This window comes from Streptomyces sp. NBC_00335 (assembly GCF_036127095.1).
Classification (GTDB): domain Bacteria; phylum Actinomycetota; class Actinomycetes; order Streptomycetales; family Streptomycetaceae; genus Streptomyces.
Map to the genome: position 1 here is coordinate 4,155,989 of NZ_CP108006.1, position 14,609 is coordinate 4,170,597.

The window sequence follows — 14,609 nt, forward strand, 5'->3', positions numbered from 1 at the left end:
CCCGGCCTCAGGCGGCCGAACCGACCCGCGCCGAGGCCGACTTGCCCTTCGACTCCGCGTCCGCGAGCGCCTGCGCGTACGAGGCCTCCGCGAGGGGGATGAGCCCGGCCATCGCCGGGACGGACGCGGCCAGGGTCAGCTCGGGGACGATGAAGTCGACCTCGGCGCCGAACATCTCGGTCAGGACCCCGTCCAGGTAGTTCTGCACGAACTCCATGCCCTCGCGCGGGGTGCCCGGCGCGTACGAGCCGCCGCGGCTGGCGACGACGGTGACCGGCAGGCCCTTGAGGGGGGAGTCCGGACCCGCGTTGCGGCCCATCACGATGACCTGGTCCAGCCACGCCTTGAGGGTGGAGGGGATCGAGAAGTTGTACATCGGGGCGCCGATCAGCACGGCGTCCGCCCGCTCCAGCTCGGCGACCAGCTCCAGCCGCTCGGCGAAGGACGCGGCCTGCTCGGGGCTGTGGGCGGAGGGGTCGGTGAAGGCGGCGGACCAGGCGAGGCCGTCGAGGTGCGGGACGGGGTCGGCCGCCAGGTCGCGGTAGACGACCGTGCCGTCGGGGTGCTGCTCCTCCCAGGCCTTGCGGAAGGCGGCGGTCACCGCGCGCGAGGCGGAACCTGCGGCGGCGGACTTCAGGGACGAGTCGAGGTGCAGAAGGGTGGCCATGGGAACCTCCGAGGAGAGCGCTTTTCCGTACGTCACTAGTAATAACACAGTCGCTTACTTTTTCTCACCCCCTAAGTCGCGGGTAGTACCCTGGAGCCATGGCGGACAAGGGGAAACACCAGGACGCGGGCGCCTGCAGCCGGGTGAGCGAGGGCATCACCCAGGTCTTCGGGCTGCTCGGAAAGCGCTGGACCGGCGTGATCGTGGCCTCGCTGATGGACGGCCCGGTGCACTTCGCCGACCTGCGCAGGTCCATCTCCGGCATCAGCGAGCGCATGCTCTCCGACCGCCTGGTCGAGCTCGGAGCGGCCGGCCTCGTCCTGCGCGAGGTGGACGAGGGACCGCCCCTGCGGGTCGCCTACCGGCTGACGGAGCGGGGCTCCGCGCTGAAGCCCGCGCTCACGGAGCTGGGCCAGTGGGCCGAGAAGTGCCTGATCAAGGACGGGGACGCCGGCTGACCTGCCGTAGTCGCCCCGCGTCCGCGCCAAAGTCGCTTGGGGCGTGCGGGCACGACCATTAGCGTGCCCACATGACCCTTGTACTGAACGACACCGTGCGAAAGCTCCTCGACGCCCCCCACCCCGCGGTGCTCGCCACCCTCAACCCGGACGGCAGCCCGCAGAGTTCGGTGGTGTGGCTGACCCGCGACGGTGACGACGTCCTGATCTCCACCGAGCGCGGCCGCCGCAAGGAACGCAACATCGTGGGGGACCCCCGCGTCGGCCTCACCGTCTTCGACCTGGCCAACTCCTCGCTCTACGCGGAGATCCGCGGCACCGCCACCGTCACCGAGGACATCGGCCGGGCCGTCGCCGTCCGCGTCGCCGAGGAGTACGAGGGCCCGGGCGCGGGCGAGGAGTACGCGAACCTCCCGGCCGAGAACGTCCGGGTCGTCATACGCCTCAGCCCCGCCAAGGTGCTCGGCAGCGCGGCGCGCTGAAGCCCTGCGGAAGGCCTTTTACGGGAGCCCCGGCCGCACCGCCGCCCAGGCGTCCACCGCCACCGCCAGGGGGTCGGACGCCGCGAGGTACGGCCGAGCCGGCTCCGTGCAGCGCATCAGGTTCTTGATGCGGCGCAGCCGCAGGATGGCGGGGCGCGGCAAGTCCCGCCAGCCGGGAGCCTGCTCGGCCGCCTGCGCCGGGGTCAGCTCGAAGAGCGCCAGCACGTCCCGGCACAGGGCGGCGGGGTCACGATCCGGATCGCCGTCCCCGCCGGGACCGAAGCGCTGGATCAAGTAGCTCCGTACGTACGGCCGTTCCTCGGGACGGCCCAGCCGGTCGAGCGCGGCGAGCGCGACGCGGCCCCAGCGCAGCCGCACCCCGTCGGGCAGCTCCTCGTCCTGCATCCGGAACGTGGCCAGGGACCGCAGCTGCTCCGAATCCGGCTCCTCCAGCAGCGGGGGCCCGGTGGCCAGCCACGCCTCCAGCTCCCCCAGCGCGTGCCCGGTCGGCGGTACGCACGTCAGTACCTGCCCCCGCGCGAGCAGAGCGACCACGGGCCCCGTGAGGTGCACCTTCGCCACGTGCCCCGCGTCGAAGGAGCCGACCGTGCGCCCGTACCGCTCGATCTCCCGCAGCCTGGTCCGCAGTTCGCCGGTCGCGTACACCTGCCCGGCCCGCGCCACCCCGCCGATGCACCGCACCACGCACACCCCGCCCGCGGCATCGGCCGCCTCGACGGCACACACCTGCAACTCCGCGAAGGACACCCGGCCCCACCCCTCTCCCGGCGGGGAGGCTACCCCCGGGAGCCCCGGCGCGCGGTCACTTCCGGGTTCACGGCGGGGCCCGACGGGCCGATCCGGCCGGTCATACCGAAGCCTCGCCGGCCCAGACCTCGGGCTTGACCAGCACAGGGTCCGCCACGGAGCGCGCGCCGGCCGCGTAGGCGAGCCAGCGCAGGTCCTCCCAGGAGAAGAAGGGCTCACCCCAGGTGTCCGCCCAGAGCCGCACCGCGCCCTCCTCCGCGGGCGAGCGCGTCATGTCCCACCAGGCCCAGCCCCGGACTTCCGTGTCGGGATCGAAGCGCCAGAGCCAGTCCTGCAGGCGCCAGGGCGTGTCACCGGTCCGCTCGGTGTACCGGCCGCGGCCCTCCGCCGCGAAGGGCTCCGGGGAGGCGCCGCCCCGGCAGGCGCCGGAGAACCACGCGGGAATCGTGTCGACGGGCACGTCGCCGTCGTCGTCGAAGGCCCCCGAGACGGCGATCTCCAGCACGGCGTCCAGGAGGCCGCGCAGCCTGCTCGCGTACTGCGCCGGGTCCCCGTCCACGCCGATCTCGAAATGGGCCAGGACCGGGGGCGCGCAATCTTGCTCCGGCCGGCGGGATGCCCGGGACCTCTCCGCGGCAAGGTCCGCAATTTCGTGCAGCATGTCACCATCTTCGCCAATGAGCCCGGACGTTGCCGTTCTCGTCGATGTGCACCCTCTGGGGGATGGATCCCCTCCGGCGCCGGACGGCGTCCTGAAGAAACGCGCTGTCGGGGACCCCGCCGGTTCCCTCAGGCCCCCGGGGCCGCCTCCATGACCAGGCGGATTTCCGTGACCTCGTAGCCGGCTCGGGTGAAGGCGGCGGCCATCGGGGCGTTCACGGTGTCCGTGGTGGCGGTGATGCGGTCGGCTCCCTCGGAGGCGTGGAAGCGGGTGATCTCGGCGAGGATCTCGTCGATCAGGCCCTGGCCGCGCTGCTCCGGGACCACGCCGAGGTAGCCGACGTTGCGGTGGTACGGGGTCGCGGAGGGGATCGCCATGCCGGCGAGCGTGCCGTCGGGCAGGTGGGCCAGGCGCCACCAGGAGCGCTCGCCCGGGCAGTCGGTGTAGAACTCGATGTCGTCGCGCGCCAGTTCCTCGGCGTCGATCGTGCGGAGCTCGTTCTGCGTGTGCAGGTCCAGGCTGCCCTGCGAGAGGCGGACGAAGGCGCCCTGGAACTCCTCGTCGGTGCCTTCGCGGAAGACGAGGCGGCCGGTGGGCTCGGCGGTCCCGGCGGCCGGGGTCCACTCGAAGCGGAGTCGCTCGATCTCGCGGACCAGACCGGAGGAGGCGGCCGCCTTCTGGCGCCAGGCGACCGCGTCGGCCAGGCCGTCGGGGGAGGTGCGCCAGTCGCGCGGCAGCGAGACGTTGTAGTCGGGGAGCTTGCCGAAGGCCTCGTGCCCGGCGGCGAGCAGCCCGGCGGCGACGGCGGCCGGGTCGGCCACGGAGCTCCGTACCTGGAGGCAGTCGAGCGCGATCGGCCGCTCGCTGTCGGCGCGACCCCACCACAGGGCGCGGGCCAGGATCTCGCCGTTCTCGTCCTCGGCGAACCAGGTCCACTCGGGGCGCATCTGGCCCGCGGCGAACTCTTCGCGGATCTTCTCGGGGGTGAGGGCGGGAACGGGGCCGTCGGCCGGGTAGGCCAGGGCGCGGTCCAGGTCGGTGGGGTCTGCTGTGGCAGCGCGGAAGTGCATGGCCCGATCATCACACCGGGCGGAGACGGTCTTCAAAGAGTTTCTGCACGTCAGAGGCAGTTTGGTACGGAATTCCGGCCCCCGGGTGGAATACCCGGGGGCCGGTCCGCCGGGCCGTCAGGACCAGGTGATCAGACGGCGCGGGTGCTCCAGGACGGCGGCGATGTCCGCGAGGAAGCGGGAGCCGAGTTCGCCGTCGATGAGGCGGTGGTCGAAGGACAGCGCCAGGGTGGTGACGTGGCGGGCCTTGACCTTGCCCTTGTGGACCCACGGCTGGAGCTTGATCGCGCCGACCGCGAGGATCGCGGACTCGCCGGGGTTCAGGATGGGCGTACCGGTGTCGACGCCGAAGACGCCGACGTTGGTGATGGTGATGGTGCCCTGCTGCATGTCGGCCGGGGAGGTCTTGCCCTCGCGGGCCGTGGCGACCAGCCCGGACAGGGCCTGCGACAGCTCGCCGAGCGTCTTGGCGTGGGCGTCCTTGATGTTCGGGACGATCAGCCCGCGGGGCGTGGCCGCCGCGATGCCCAGGTTGACGTAGTGCTTGAGCACGATCTCCTGGGCCGCCTCGTCCCAGGACGCGTTCACGTCCGGGTTGCGGCGGATCGCCACGAGGACGGCCTTGGCGATCAGGAGCAGCGGGTTGATCCGGAGCCCAGCGAGGTCCGGGTCCTCCTTGAGCTCCTGCACCAGCTTCATCGTGCGGGTCACGTCGAAGGTGATGAACTCGGTGACGTGGGGCGCGGTGAAGGCGGAGCCGACCATGGCCTGGGCGGTGACCTTGCGGACGCCCTTGACCGGGATACGGGTCTCGCGGGCGGAGCCGGACACCTCGGCCGGAGCCTGTACGGGGGCCGCCTGAGCCGCCACCACCGGCGCCGCCGGGGCGACCGGAACCGCCGGGGCCACCGTCTGCGGGGCAATGGCCGCAGCGGCCGCGGCGTGCACGTCCTCGCGGGTCACGACCCCGCCGTCGCCGGTGGGGGTCACCGCCGCCAGGTCGATGCCGAGGTCCTTGGCGAGCTTGCGCACCGGCGGCTTCGCCAGTGCCTTGCCCGCGCCGCCCTGGGCGGGGACCACCACGGGGGCGGCCGGAGCGGCCGGAGCCACAGGAGCCGCCGCCTGGGCCACGCCCGTGCCGTTCTGCGCGGCGACCGCGGGCTGCGGCGCAGCCTTGCGCGGGCGGCGCTTCGTAGAGGCGGTGGAGACTCCGTAGCCGACCAGAACGGGCTGGCGGGCCGCGGGGGCCTCGGGCTCCGCCTCGGCGGCGACCGGAGCGGCGACCGGAGCGGCCACAGCGGGTGCCGCTGCTGCCGCCTCTGCCGGAGCCTCGTCGCCGGAGCCGGTCTGCACCGAGATGATGACCTGGCCGACGTCGACGGTGACGCCCTCCTCGAAGAGGAGCGCGTGCACGACCCCGTCGAAGGGGATCGGCAGCTCGACGGCCGCCTTCGCCGTCTCCACCTCGCAGACGACCTGGCCGTCGGTGACGGTGTCACCCGGCTGGACGTACCACTTGAGGATCTCGGCCTCGGTGAGGCCCTCGCCCACATCGGGCATCTTGAATTCGCGGATCGTCATCGCAGGGCTCTCCTCAGTACGCCAGCGAGCGGTCGACTGCGTCGAGCACCCTGTCCAGGCCCGGCAGGTACTCGTCCTCCAGGCGGGCCGGCGGGTACGGGGCGTGGTAGCCGCCCACGCGCAGCACGGGCGCCTCCAGGTGGTAGAAGCACCGCTCCGTGATGCGAGCGGCGATCTCCGAACCCACACCGAGGAACACCGGCGCCTCGTGGACCACCACGAGCCGGCGGGTCTTCTCCACCGACGCCTGGATCCCGTCGAAGTCGACCGGGGACATCGAGCGCAGGTCGAGGACCTCCACCGACTTGCCCTCCTCGGCGGCCGCCGCGGCGGCCTCCAGGCAGACCTTCACCATGGGCCCGTAGGCCGCGAGGGTGATGTCGGTGCCCGCACGGGCCACCCGCGAGGCGTGCAGCGCGTCGGGGATGGCCTCGACGTCGACCTCGCCCTTGTCCCAGTAGCGGCGCTTCGGCTCGAAGAAGATCACCGGGTCGTCGCTGAGGATGGCCTGCTGGAGCATCCAGTAGGCATCGCTGGCGTTGGACGGCGAGACCACCTTCAGGCCCGGGACGTGCGCGAACAGCGTCTCCGGGGACTCCGAGTGGTGCTCGACCGCGCCGATGCCGCCCGCGTAGGGGATGCGGATGACGACCGGCATCTTGATCTTGCCGAGCGAGCGCGCGTGCATCTTGGCGAGCTGCGTGACGATCTGGTCGTACGCGGGGAAGACGAAGCCGTCGAACTGGATCTCCACGACCGGCCGGTACCCGCGCAGGGCCAGGCCGATCGCGGTGCCGACGATGCCCGACTCGGCGAGCGGGGTGTCGATGACCCGCTCCTCGCCGAAGTCCTTCTGGAGTCCGTCGGTGATGCGGAAGACGCCGCCGAGCTTGCCGACGTCCTCACCCATGATCAGGACCTTCGGGTCCTCTTCCAGGGCCTTGCGCAGGGAGTCGTTGAGCGCCTTGGCGATGGTGAGCTTCTGTACGGCCATGACGGTCACTCCCCGCCTTCGAAGGACGCGAGGTAGGCGGCGAACTGCGCGCGCTCCTCGTCGACGAGCGCGTGCCCGTCCGCGTAGACGTTCTCGAAGATCGCCATCGTGTCGGGGTCGGGCATGGAGCGGACGACCTCGCGCACCCGCTTGCCGAGTGCCTCGCTCTCCACCTCCAGCTCCGCGAAGTACGCCTCGTCGGCGCCTCCGGTGGCCAGCAGGTGGGCCTTCAGGCGCAGGATCGGGTCCTTGGCCTCCCAGGCCGCCGTCTCCTCGTCGCGCCGGTACTTCGTCGGGTCGTCGGAGGTGGTGTGCGCACCCATCCGGTACGTGAAGGCCTCCACCAGGGTGGGTCCCTCGCCCCGGCGGGCCCGCTCCAGCGCCCAGCGGGTCACCGCGAGGCAGGCCAGTACGTCGTTGCCGTCCACCCGGACGCCCGGGAAGCCGAAGCCCTGGGCGCGCTGGTAGAGCGGCACGCGCATCTGGCGCTCGGTGGGCTCGGAGATGGCCCACTGGTTGTTCTGGCAGAAGAACACCACGGGCGAGTTGTAGACCGCCGAGAAGGTGAAGGCCTCCGCCACGTCGCCCTGGCTGGACGCGCCGTCGCCGAAGTAGGCGATGACGGCCGAGTCGGCGCCGTCCTTGGCCACGCCCATCGCGTACCCGGTCGCGTGCAGCGTCTGGGAGCCGATGACGATCGTGTACAGGTGGAAGTTGTTGGTGGTCGGGTCCCAGCCACCGTGGTTCACACCGCGGAACATGCCGAGCAGGTTGGTCGGGTCGACCCCCCGGCACCAGGCGACACCGTGCTCGCGGTACGTCGGGAAGACGTAGTCGTCGTCGCGCAGGGCCCGGCCGGAGCCGATCTGGGCGGCCTCCTGGCCGAGCAGCGAGGCCCACAGGCCCAGCTCGCCCTGACGCTGGAGGGCGGTCGCCTCCCCGTCGAAACGGCGGGTCATGACCATGTCGCGGTACAGACCGCGCAGGTCATCGGTGGTGATGTCGGCGACGAAGGGCGCGAACTCCGCGACGTCGGGATTCTCCGCGACGTCGACGCGCACCCCCTCGGGCGTCAGCAGCTGTACGAGCTGGGGCTCGGCGTCATGCGTCTTCGCGGTGGCAGCGGCGGGCTTGGCGGCGCTTGCCGCGCCGGCCGGCCGCTTGGTGCCGCTGCGGCGCGGCTTGCGCGCGGCAGTGCTCTCCACGGTCACGATTGCTCCTCCGTCGGTCCGGCACCCGGGTTCTCCGGGGACCAGTGCGGCTCACCTGATCTCTGCCCGCGCACGGGGTGGGTGCGCTTCGGGTCTGGGATTCAGGCGTGACAGGTGCCCCGGCGAGTGCCCTGCGCAATGCACGTTACCCAGTGCGTCGCATATCTGCGAAACCCCGTTTGACCTGCGATTTTGCTTGGATTTCCAAGTAAATCGGCGGAACCGGGAACAACCACTGGTCACAGCCTTGCAGGGGGCCGGAACAACGGCACGTTATCCCGGCCGTCCCCGGCAGGGAAGGGGTGAGTGTGTGAAACTGAGTTCGTGCGCGAAAACGGAAAAATCAAGGTATTCCTCCTGGACGACCACGAAGTGGTACGTCGGGGAGTTCACGAGCTGTTGTCGATGGAATCGGACATCGAGGTGGTGGGTGAGGCCGGTACGGCCGCCGACGCGCTGGTCCGGATCCCCGCCACCCGCCCCGACGTGGCCGTTCTCGACGTCCGGCTGCCCGACGGCAGCGGCGTGGAGGTGTGCCGCGAGGTGCGCTCCCAGAACGAGGACATCAAGTGCCTGATGCTCACCTCCTTCGCGGACGACGAAGCGCTGTTCGACGCGATCATGGCCGGTGCCTCGGGCTACGTGCTCAAGGCGATCCGCGGGAACGAGCTCCTCAACGCGGTGCGTGACGTGGCGGCCGGCAAGTCCCTGCTGGACCCCGTCGCCACGGCCCGGGTGCTGGAGCGGCTGCGCGACGGCAAGAACGGCAAGGGCGACGACCGCCTGTCGAACCTCACCGAGCAGGAACGCAAGATCCTCGACCTGATCGGCGAGGGCCTGACGAACCGCGTCATCGGCGAGCGGCTGCACCTGGCCGAGAAGACCATCAAGAACTACGTCTCCAGCCTGCTGTCCAAGCTCGGCATGGAGCGCCGGTCCCAGGCCGCCGCGTACGTGGCCCGCCTGCAGGCCGAGAAGGGGCGCTAGCCTCCGCAGGCCTCCCTGCAATCGCTCCCCGCATTCGCTACACAGCGTTACGCCCCGTGGTCGCACGTTTCCACGGGGCGCGCTGTTTAATTCGGGACCAACGTCCCCGATGTGCGGGGCGGGATCCTCTTTTCCGGCAGGGTGTCGGTACCGGACAGTGGATGACATGTCCCCAGAGGAACTTCACGCCATCGAACTGCTGCGCCGCGTGCCGTACGGCCGAGCCGCCACCAGCATGCGCGCGCTGCCCTTCCTCGCGATCGCGCGCCACATCGTGGTGAACGGCAAGGTCGTCCTGAGAATGCATTCCGGTTTCGGCTACCACCAGGCCTGCAACGGCAGCGTGGTCTCGTACGGGGCCGACAACTTCAATTCCGGTGAGGCCGAGCTGTGGTCGGTGCAGTTCACCGGTACGGCGAACCTCGTCGAACCCACCACGGCCGAACTGGAACTGTTCGGACCCGCTCCGCACTTCGTGGACGGCGCGGTCTTCGACCCCGTCTACATGCGCATCGAGCCGCACCTGGTCACCGTCCACACCTTCGCGGGCACCATGGACCGGCAGTACCAGCACGCGCTCTGAGCGACCCACCGGGACTTTGGTCCCGAAGCGGAACGGCCCGGCGGCCATGTCGATGACATGGCCGCCGGGCCGTTCTCGTACCTCGGGACGACTACTCTGCGTCGGCCGGGTTGCCGTCGCCATCGGGCTTCGACGGCGTCGGCGACGGCGACGTCGGCTTCGACGGGCTCGGCGTGGGCGTCGGGGTCGGCGTGGGCGTCGGCGTGGGGGTCGGCGTCGGCGTGGGCGTCGACGACGGGGAGTACGACGGCGAGTACGAGTAGCTCGGCGTGGAGGACCTGCTGCGGCTCGGGCCCGGCGTGTACGAGCTCTCCGGCGCCGACTTGGACGTCGAGGTGTCCGGCTCCGGGGTGTCCTGCGTCGTACCCGCCGGGGAGGACACGGAGTTCGACGACGGGGTCCCGCCGTTGCCGGGGTCCTTCTTGCCGCCGAGGTTGTCGACGGCGTACGCCACGCCACCCGCGACCGCGAGGATGGCGAGGACCGCGAACAGCCACATCTTCCACTTGCCGCCGCCGGGGCGGTCGTCGTACCCGCCGTTCCCGTTGTACCCGCCCGGCCCGTTGTACCCGCCGTTCCCGCCGTGGCCGTTGCCGCCCCCGCCGGGGTAGGCGGAGCCGTCGTCCGGGTTCAGCGGCGGCACCATCGGCTGCTGGAACTGCGAGGTGTTGGAGTGCGAGCCGTACTGCGGCTGCCCCTGGCCGGGCGTGGCCATCGCCGTGGTCTGCGCCGGGCCGCGGCCGTGCGGCAGCGCCATGGTGACCGGGCCGGTGTTCCAGGTGCCGCTGTTGGGCCCCTGGTCGTGCAGCATCTGCAGGGCGTACTGGACCAGCCCGCGCATCTCCTCGGCACTCTGGAACCGGTCGTCCGGGTCCTTGGCGAGGGAGCGCATGACGAGCCCGTCGAGCTCCTGCGGGATGTGGGCGCCCTCCGGCAGCTGCGACGGCGGGATCGGCGCGTCCTGCACGTGCTGGTAGACCACCGACAGCGGAGTCTCCCCGGTGAACGGGGGACGCAGCGAGAGGAGTTCGTAGAGCAGGCAGCCCGTCGCGTACAGGTCGGAGCGGTGGTCCACGGCCTTGCCGAGGGCCTGTTCGGGCGAGAGGTACTGCGGCGTGCCCATGACCATGCCGGTCTGGGTCATCGTCGACTGCGCGCCGTGCAGGGCGCGCGCGATGCCGAAGTCCATCACCTTGACCGCGCCGGTGTCCGTGATGATCACGTTGGCGGGCTTGATGTCACGGTGCACGATGCCGTGCTGGTGCGAGTACGCGAGCGCTTCGAGCACGCCGGAGGTGATGATCAGCGCCTGGTCGGGGCCCGGGGCCTCGGCGCTGATCAGCAGGTCGCGGATGGTGCGGCCCTCGACCAGTTCCATGACGATGTAGGGGACGACGTTCGGGCCGACCCGGTCCTCGCCCGAGTCGTACACGGCGACCACGGCATGGTGGTTCAGGCCGGCGACCGACTGCGCCTCGCGCGTGAAGCGGGCCTTGGACACCGGGTCCTCGGCCAGGTCCGGGCGCAGCAGCTTGACGGCGACGGTCCGGCCCAGCCGGACGTCCTCGGCCGCGAAGACCTCGGCCATGCCGCCCCGGCCCAGACGGTGGGTCAGCCGGTAACGGCCGTCACCCACCAGGCCGCCCGCGCCCCAGTGCTCAGGACCCTCTGCCATCCCGGCGCCGCTTCCCTCGGGTTCGGGTGCCATCAGTCCTCACCGTCGTCTGTCTCGGCCGCCGCTCAGCGGTAGTCCTCATCGTGTGCTCCGACGAACGCTACAGCCTCGCAACCGGTCATTGTTCGGGTGACGACGCCCGCGGTCGACGACGCGTACCGCCTGTGGACCCCTTGTGGCCTTGTGGTCACGGAACGGGAACCCGGCTTGACGTGTGCTTGCCCTCCGGCAGACTGAGGCCGACATGCGCTCAGCCAGAGGCGTAGGGACACACCCGAGGGGAAGCAACAGTCATGAGCCAGGACGGCACTCAGGGCCAGTACGCGGGCGGCTCTCTGGCCGGTGGCCGTTACCAGCTAAGGGACTTGCTGGGCGAGGGAGGCATGGCCTCCGTTTACCTCGCCTACGACACCGCGCTCGACCGCCAGGTCGCCATCAAGACCCTGCACAGCGAGCTCGGGCGCGAGCAGTCCTTCCGCGAACGCTTCCGCCGCGAGGCCCAGGCTGTAGCGAAACTGTCGCACACCAACATCGTCTCGGTATTCGACACCGGTGAGGGCGTCGTCTCCTTCGCGGACCCCTCGATCGCCGACGGCGGTGTCATGCCGTACATCGTCATGGAGTACGTCGAGGGGCAGCCGCTCGGCTCCGTCCTGGACGGCGACATCAGGCAGTACGGGGCCATGCCGGCCGACAAGGCGCTGAAGGTGACGGCCGACGTGCTGGCCGCTCTGGAGAGCAGCCACGAGATGGGGCTGGTCCACCGCGACATCAAGCCGGGCAACGTCATGATGACGCGGCGCGGAGTGGTCAAGGTGATGGACTTCGGCATCGCGCGGGCCATGCAGTCGGGGGTCACCTCGATGACGCAGACCGGCATGGTCGTCGGCACCCCGCAGTACCTCTCCCCCGAGCAGGCGCTCGGGCGGGCCGTGGACGCCCGCTCCGACCTGTACTCGGTGGGCATCATGCTCTTCGAGCTGCTGACCGGGCGGGTCCCCTTCATCGCCGACTCCGCGCTGGGCATGGCGTACGCCCACGTACAGGAGGAGCCCGTCGCGCCCTCCTCCATCAACCGCTCGGTCACCCCGGCGATGGACGCGCTGGTGGCGCGGGCCCTGAGGAAGAACCCGAACGAGCGTTTCCCCACCGCCGCCGCCATGCTCGACGAGGTCGCGCGGGTGGCGGGCGCCGGGCACACCGGAGCCCCGGCCATCGTCCCGGGCGCGCACCCGACGAACAGCGGCGCCGGGCTCGGCTCGGCCGTGTTCCCGCCGGTGGACTCCGCCCTGCAGGCACCGCCGCCGTCGGTGCAGCAGCCGTACCAGGCGCCGCACACCCCGGTGCCGTCCGCGTACGCGCCGACGCCGCAGCCGATGGCGCACCCCGGGCCGCAGTCCGGGGCGTACGGGTACCCGCAGCAGCAGCCGCTGCACCAGCAGGCGCAGACCCCGGCGCCGTACGGGGTCCCGACCCCGCCGCCGTACACGATGTCGCCGCAGGGCGGGCATGGCGGGCAGAGCGGCCACGGGCCGGCCGCCGGTTCCGGGAAGAAGAAGAACATCCCCGTCCTGGTGGGGTCCGTCGTGCTGGCGCTGGCGGCCATCGGCGGGCTGATCGCCGCGCTGGACCTGGGCGGAGACGACAAGGACAAGGCCGGGCCGACGGACCCGGGCTCCTCGACTTCGGCGTCCGCCCCGGCGAAGGCCGGGCACAAGGGTCCGGACCCTTCGCGGACGATCGATGAGAAGAGGTGCAAGGAGGCGACGAAGGACCAGGACCCGGCCAAGGTGATGGCACCGGACTTCCGGACCATCGACCAGGTCTCGGTGAAGGCGTGCATCCGGGCCGCCGGCTGGAAGTACGACCCCAAGCCCAAGGACGAGGCGATCTACGGCGAGGGGACCGTCGTCCAGCAGCAGCCCGAACCCAACATCGCGTTCGACCCGACGAAGACCACCATCACCCTGTGGATCTCGACGGGCGACCCGGAGTAGGCGACCCGTAGTAGGCGGCCCGCAGTAGGCGCGGCGTAGAAGCCCGGCATCCCGAACGGCCTGTACGGGATGCCGGTTTTGTCCGGTTATGTAAATCTGAGTCCGTGACCTACGCCCGCGCGCTGCGCTGGACCGCCGGGGCAGCGTTGGCGACCGCCACGCTGCTGATGACGGCGCCCGGACACGCCGCGGCCTCCGGGTCCGCCCCGGGCCTCTCCCCCGGGCTGCCCTTCGCCTCCGCTTACGTCTTCGCCGCCGCTCCGGCTGCCGCGACCACTCCCGCCGCCGCTACCGATGCCGCTACCGATGCCGCCACCGACGCCGACTCTGCGGACCGGGTCTTCGAGGACCTCGCCGGAAGTTCCGCCGGGTCCGGGCGGGAACGGCCCGGGCGGCCGGTGGGCGAGCCCGCCAATCCCGAGACCGTGCTCGCCGCGCGCCCCGTCCCGGCGCACCCGCGCACCGAGCGGCTCCCGGCGGTCCCCGCGGCCCCCTCCGCACCCCCCGTGATCGGCGCGCTCGGCACCGAGCCGAACGAGCGGGCCGCCGATCTGGCCGCGCACATACTGCCGCTCGGAACGGGGTTCGCCCTGATGGGGCTGGGTCTCGGATTCATGGGAATGCGGCTGCGCCGGGGCATGTAGCCCCGGTCCCGCCATCGGTCCTGACCCCGCCCCGCCCCGGGTCCCGGCCCCGCCCCGACGCCGGTCCCGACCCCGGGTCCCCCTTGCGATGTAGGCCCCAGGATGGTTGCGGAGGGATACATACTCGGTATACATACTGAGTATGTCGATCCGCCACGGCCTTCTCGCCCTGCTGGAACGGGGCCCCCGGTACGGCTCCCAACTGCGCACCGAATTCGAGTCCCGCACCGGTTCCACCTGGCCTCTCAACGTCGGGCAGGTGTACACCACGCTCGCCCGGCTGGAGCGCGACGGCCTCGTCGCCCCCGGCGGCGAGGACACCGCCGGGCACACCCTGTACGCCATCACCGAGACCGGGCGCCACGAACTGCGCGAGTGGTACGAGCGTCCCGTCGACCGGGCCAACCCGCCCCGGGACGAGCTCGCCATCAAGCTCGCCATGGCCGTGGGCGCGCCCGGCGTGGACATCCGCGCCGTCATCCAGGCCCAGCGGCACGCCACCGTCCAGGCCATGCAGGACTACACCCGGCTCAAGGCCCAGGCGCTCGCCGCCATCGAGAGCGGGCGCGGCAACGAGCGCGACGACATCGCCTGGCTGCTGGTCCTGGAACAGCTGATCTTCCAGACCGAGGCCGAGGCCCGCTGGCTCGACCACTGCGAGTCCCGGCTCGTACGGCTGTCCGCGCGCGGGGAGCGCGCACCGGCCGAAGCCGAACCGCCCGAGGGCACCACCGTCCCGACCACACCCACACCCACGACCACCGACCGGTCTCTTTCCCGCACCGCCCGTACGCGGCGGGTCTGAACCACCGCTCAACGTCCCAGGGGGGA

General features: G+C 71.4%; 15 protein-coding genes. 7 read left to right on the top strand and 8 right to left on the bottom strand.

Annotation, left to right across the window (positions count from 1 at the left end; genetic code table 11):
- Positions 1-7: 7 nt before the first annotated feature.
- Positions 8-667, bottom strand: a complete 660-nt coding sequence (locus tag OHA37_RS18625; protein ID WP_266906679.1) for an FMN-dependent NADH-azoreductase — start codon at positions 665-667, stop codon at positions 8-10.
- Between the two features lie 98 nt (positions 668-765).
- On the opposite strand from OHA37_RS18625, the gene OHA37_RS18630 reads away from it, so the two are divergent.
- Both OHA37_RS18630 and OHA37_RS18635 read left to right on the top strand, forming a co-directional pair.
- On the top strand, positions 766-1,125 hold the full coding sequence (locus OHA37_RS18630; protein ID WP_266906681.1) for a winged helix-turn-helix transcriptional regulator: 360 nt from the start codon (positions 766-768) through the stop codon (positions 1,123-1,125).
- 71 nt (positions 1,126-1,196) lie between these two features.
- Positions 1,197-1,607, top strand: coding sequence for a PPOX class F420-dependent oxidoreductase (locus tag OHA37_RS18635; protein ID WP_266906683.1), 411 nt, complete (start codon positions 1,197-1,199; stop codon positions 1,605-1,607).
- Between the two features lie 18 nt (positions 1,608-1,625).
- On the opposite strand, the gene OHA37_RS18640 is transcribed toward OHA37_RS18635, so the two are convergent.
- The 6 genes from OHA37_RS18640 to pdhA form a co-directional block, all read right to left on the bottom strand.
- Entirely contained in the window at positions 1,626-2,375 is a 750-nt protein-coding gene (locus tag OHA37_RS18640; RefSeq protein WP_266906685.1) for a hypothetical protein, read from the bottom strand.
- A 100-nt stretch (positions 2,376-2,475) separates the two neighbouring features.
- Entirely contained in the window at positions 2,476-3,036 is a 561-nt protein-coding gene (locus tag OHA37_RS18645) for a hypothetical protein (protein WP_266906687.1), read from the bottom strand.
- Positions 3,037-3,164: 128 nt separating this feature from the next.
- Positions 3,165-4,106: a GNAT family N-acetyltransferase gene (locus OHA37_RS18650; protein ID WP_266906689.1), complete on the bottom strand. Its 942-nt coding sequence runs from the start codon at positions 4,104-4,106 to the stop codon at positions 3,165-3,167.
- A gap of 117 nt (positions 4,107-4,223) precedes the next feature.
- Positions 4,224-5,687 carry a dihydrolipoamide acetyltransferase family protein gene (locus OHA37_RS18655; RefSeq protein WP_266906691.1) on the bottom strand — a complete coding sequence of 488 codons (1,464 nt, stop codon included), beginning with the start codon at positions 5,685-5,687 and terminating at the stop codon, positions 4,224-4,226.
- Between the two features lie 13 nt (positions 5,688-5,700).
- Positions 5,701-6,681, bottom strand: a complete 981-nt coding sequence (locus tag OHA37_RS18660) for an alpha-ketoacid dehydrogenase subunit beta (protein WP_266906693.1) — start codon at positions 6,679-6,681, stop codon at positions 5,701-5,703.
- Positions 6,682-6,686: 5 nt separating this feature from the next.
- The gene (gene pdhA, locus OHA37_RS18665) at positions 6,687-7,892 is read right to left on the bottom strand and encodes a pyruvate dehydrogenase (acetyl-transferring) E1 component subunit alpha (protein ID WP_266906695.1); all 1,206 of its coding nucleotides are present in this window, start codon (positions 7,890-7,892) and stop codon (positions 6,687-6,689) included.
- Between the two features lie 324 nt (positions 7,893-8,216).
- Between pdhA and OHA37_RS18670 the strand changes: the two genes are divergently transcribed.
- On the top strand, positions 8,217-8,879 hold the full coding sequence (locus tag OHA37_RS18670; RefSeq protein WP_266906697.1) for a response regulator: 663 nt from the start codon (positions 8,217-8,219) through the stop codon (positions 8,877-8,879).
- A gap of 166 nt (positions 8,880-9,045) precedes the next feature.
- Positions 9,046-9,462: a pyridoxamine 5'-phosphate oxidase family protein gene (locus OHA37_RS18675; protein WP_266906699.1), complete on the top strand. Its 417-nt coding sequence runs from the start codon at positions 9,046-9,048 to the stop codon at positions 9,460-9,462.
- A 91-nt stretch (positions 9,463-9,553) separates the two neighbouring features.
- Here OHA37_RS18675 and OHA37_RS18680 read toward each other — a convergent pair whose 3' ends face one another.
- Complete coding sequence (locus tag OHA37_RS18680; RefSeq protein ID WP_266906701.1) at positions 9,554-11,170, bottom strand: protein kinase domain-containing protein; 1,617 nt, start codon at positions 11,168-11,170, stop codon at positions 9,554-9,556.
- 260 nt (positions 11,171-11,430) lie between these two features.
- Here OHA37_RS18680 and OHA37_RS18685 point away from each other — a divergent pair, with 260 nt between their 5' ends.
- From OHA37_RS18685 to OHA37_RS18695, 3 genes are all read left to right on the top strand, one after another.
- Entirely contained in the window at positions 11,431-13,134 is a 1,704-nt protein-coding gene (locus OHA37_RS18685) for a protein kinase domain-containing protein (protein ID WP_266906703.1), read from the top strand.
- A 104-nt stretch (positions 13,135-13,238) separates the two neighbouring features.
- On the top strand, positions 13,239-13,778 hold the full coding sequence (locus OHA37_RS18690; protein WP_266906705.1) for a hypothetical protein: 540 nt from the start codon (positions 13,239-13,241) through the stop codon (positions 13,776-13,778).
- A gap of 142 nt (positions 13,779-13,920) precedes the next feature.
- Entirely contained in the window at positions 13,921-14,583 is a 663-nt protein-coding gene (locus tag OHA37_RS18695; protein WP_266906707.1) for a PadR family transcriptional regulator, read from the top strand.
- Positions 14,584-14,609 lie beyond the last annotated feature (26 nt).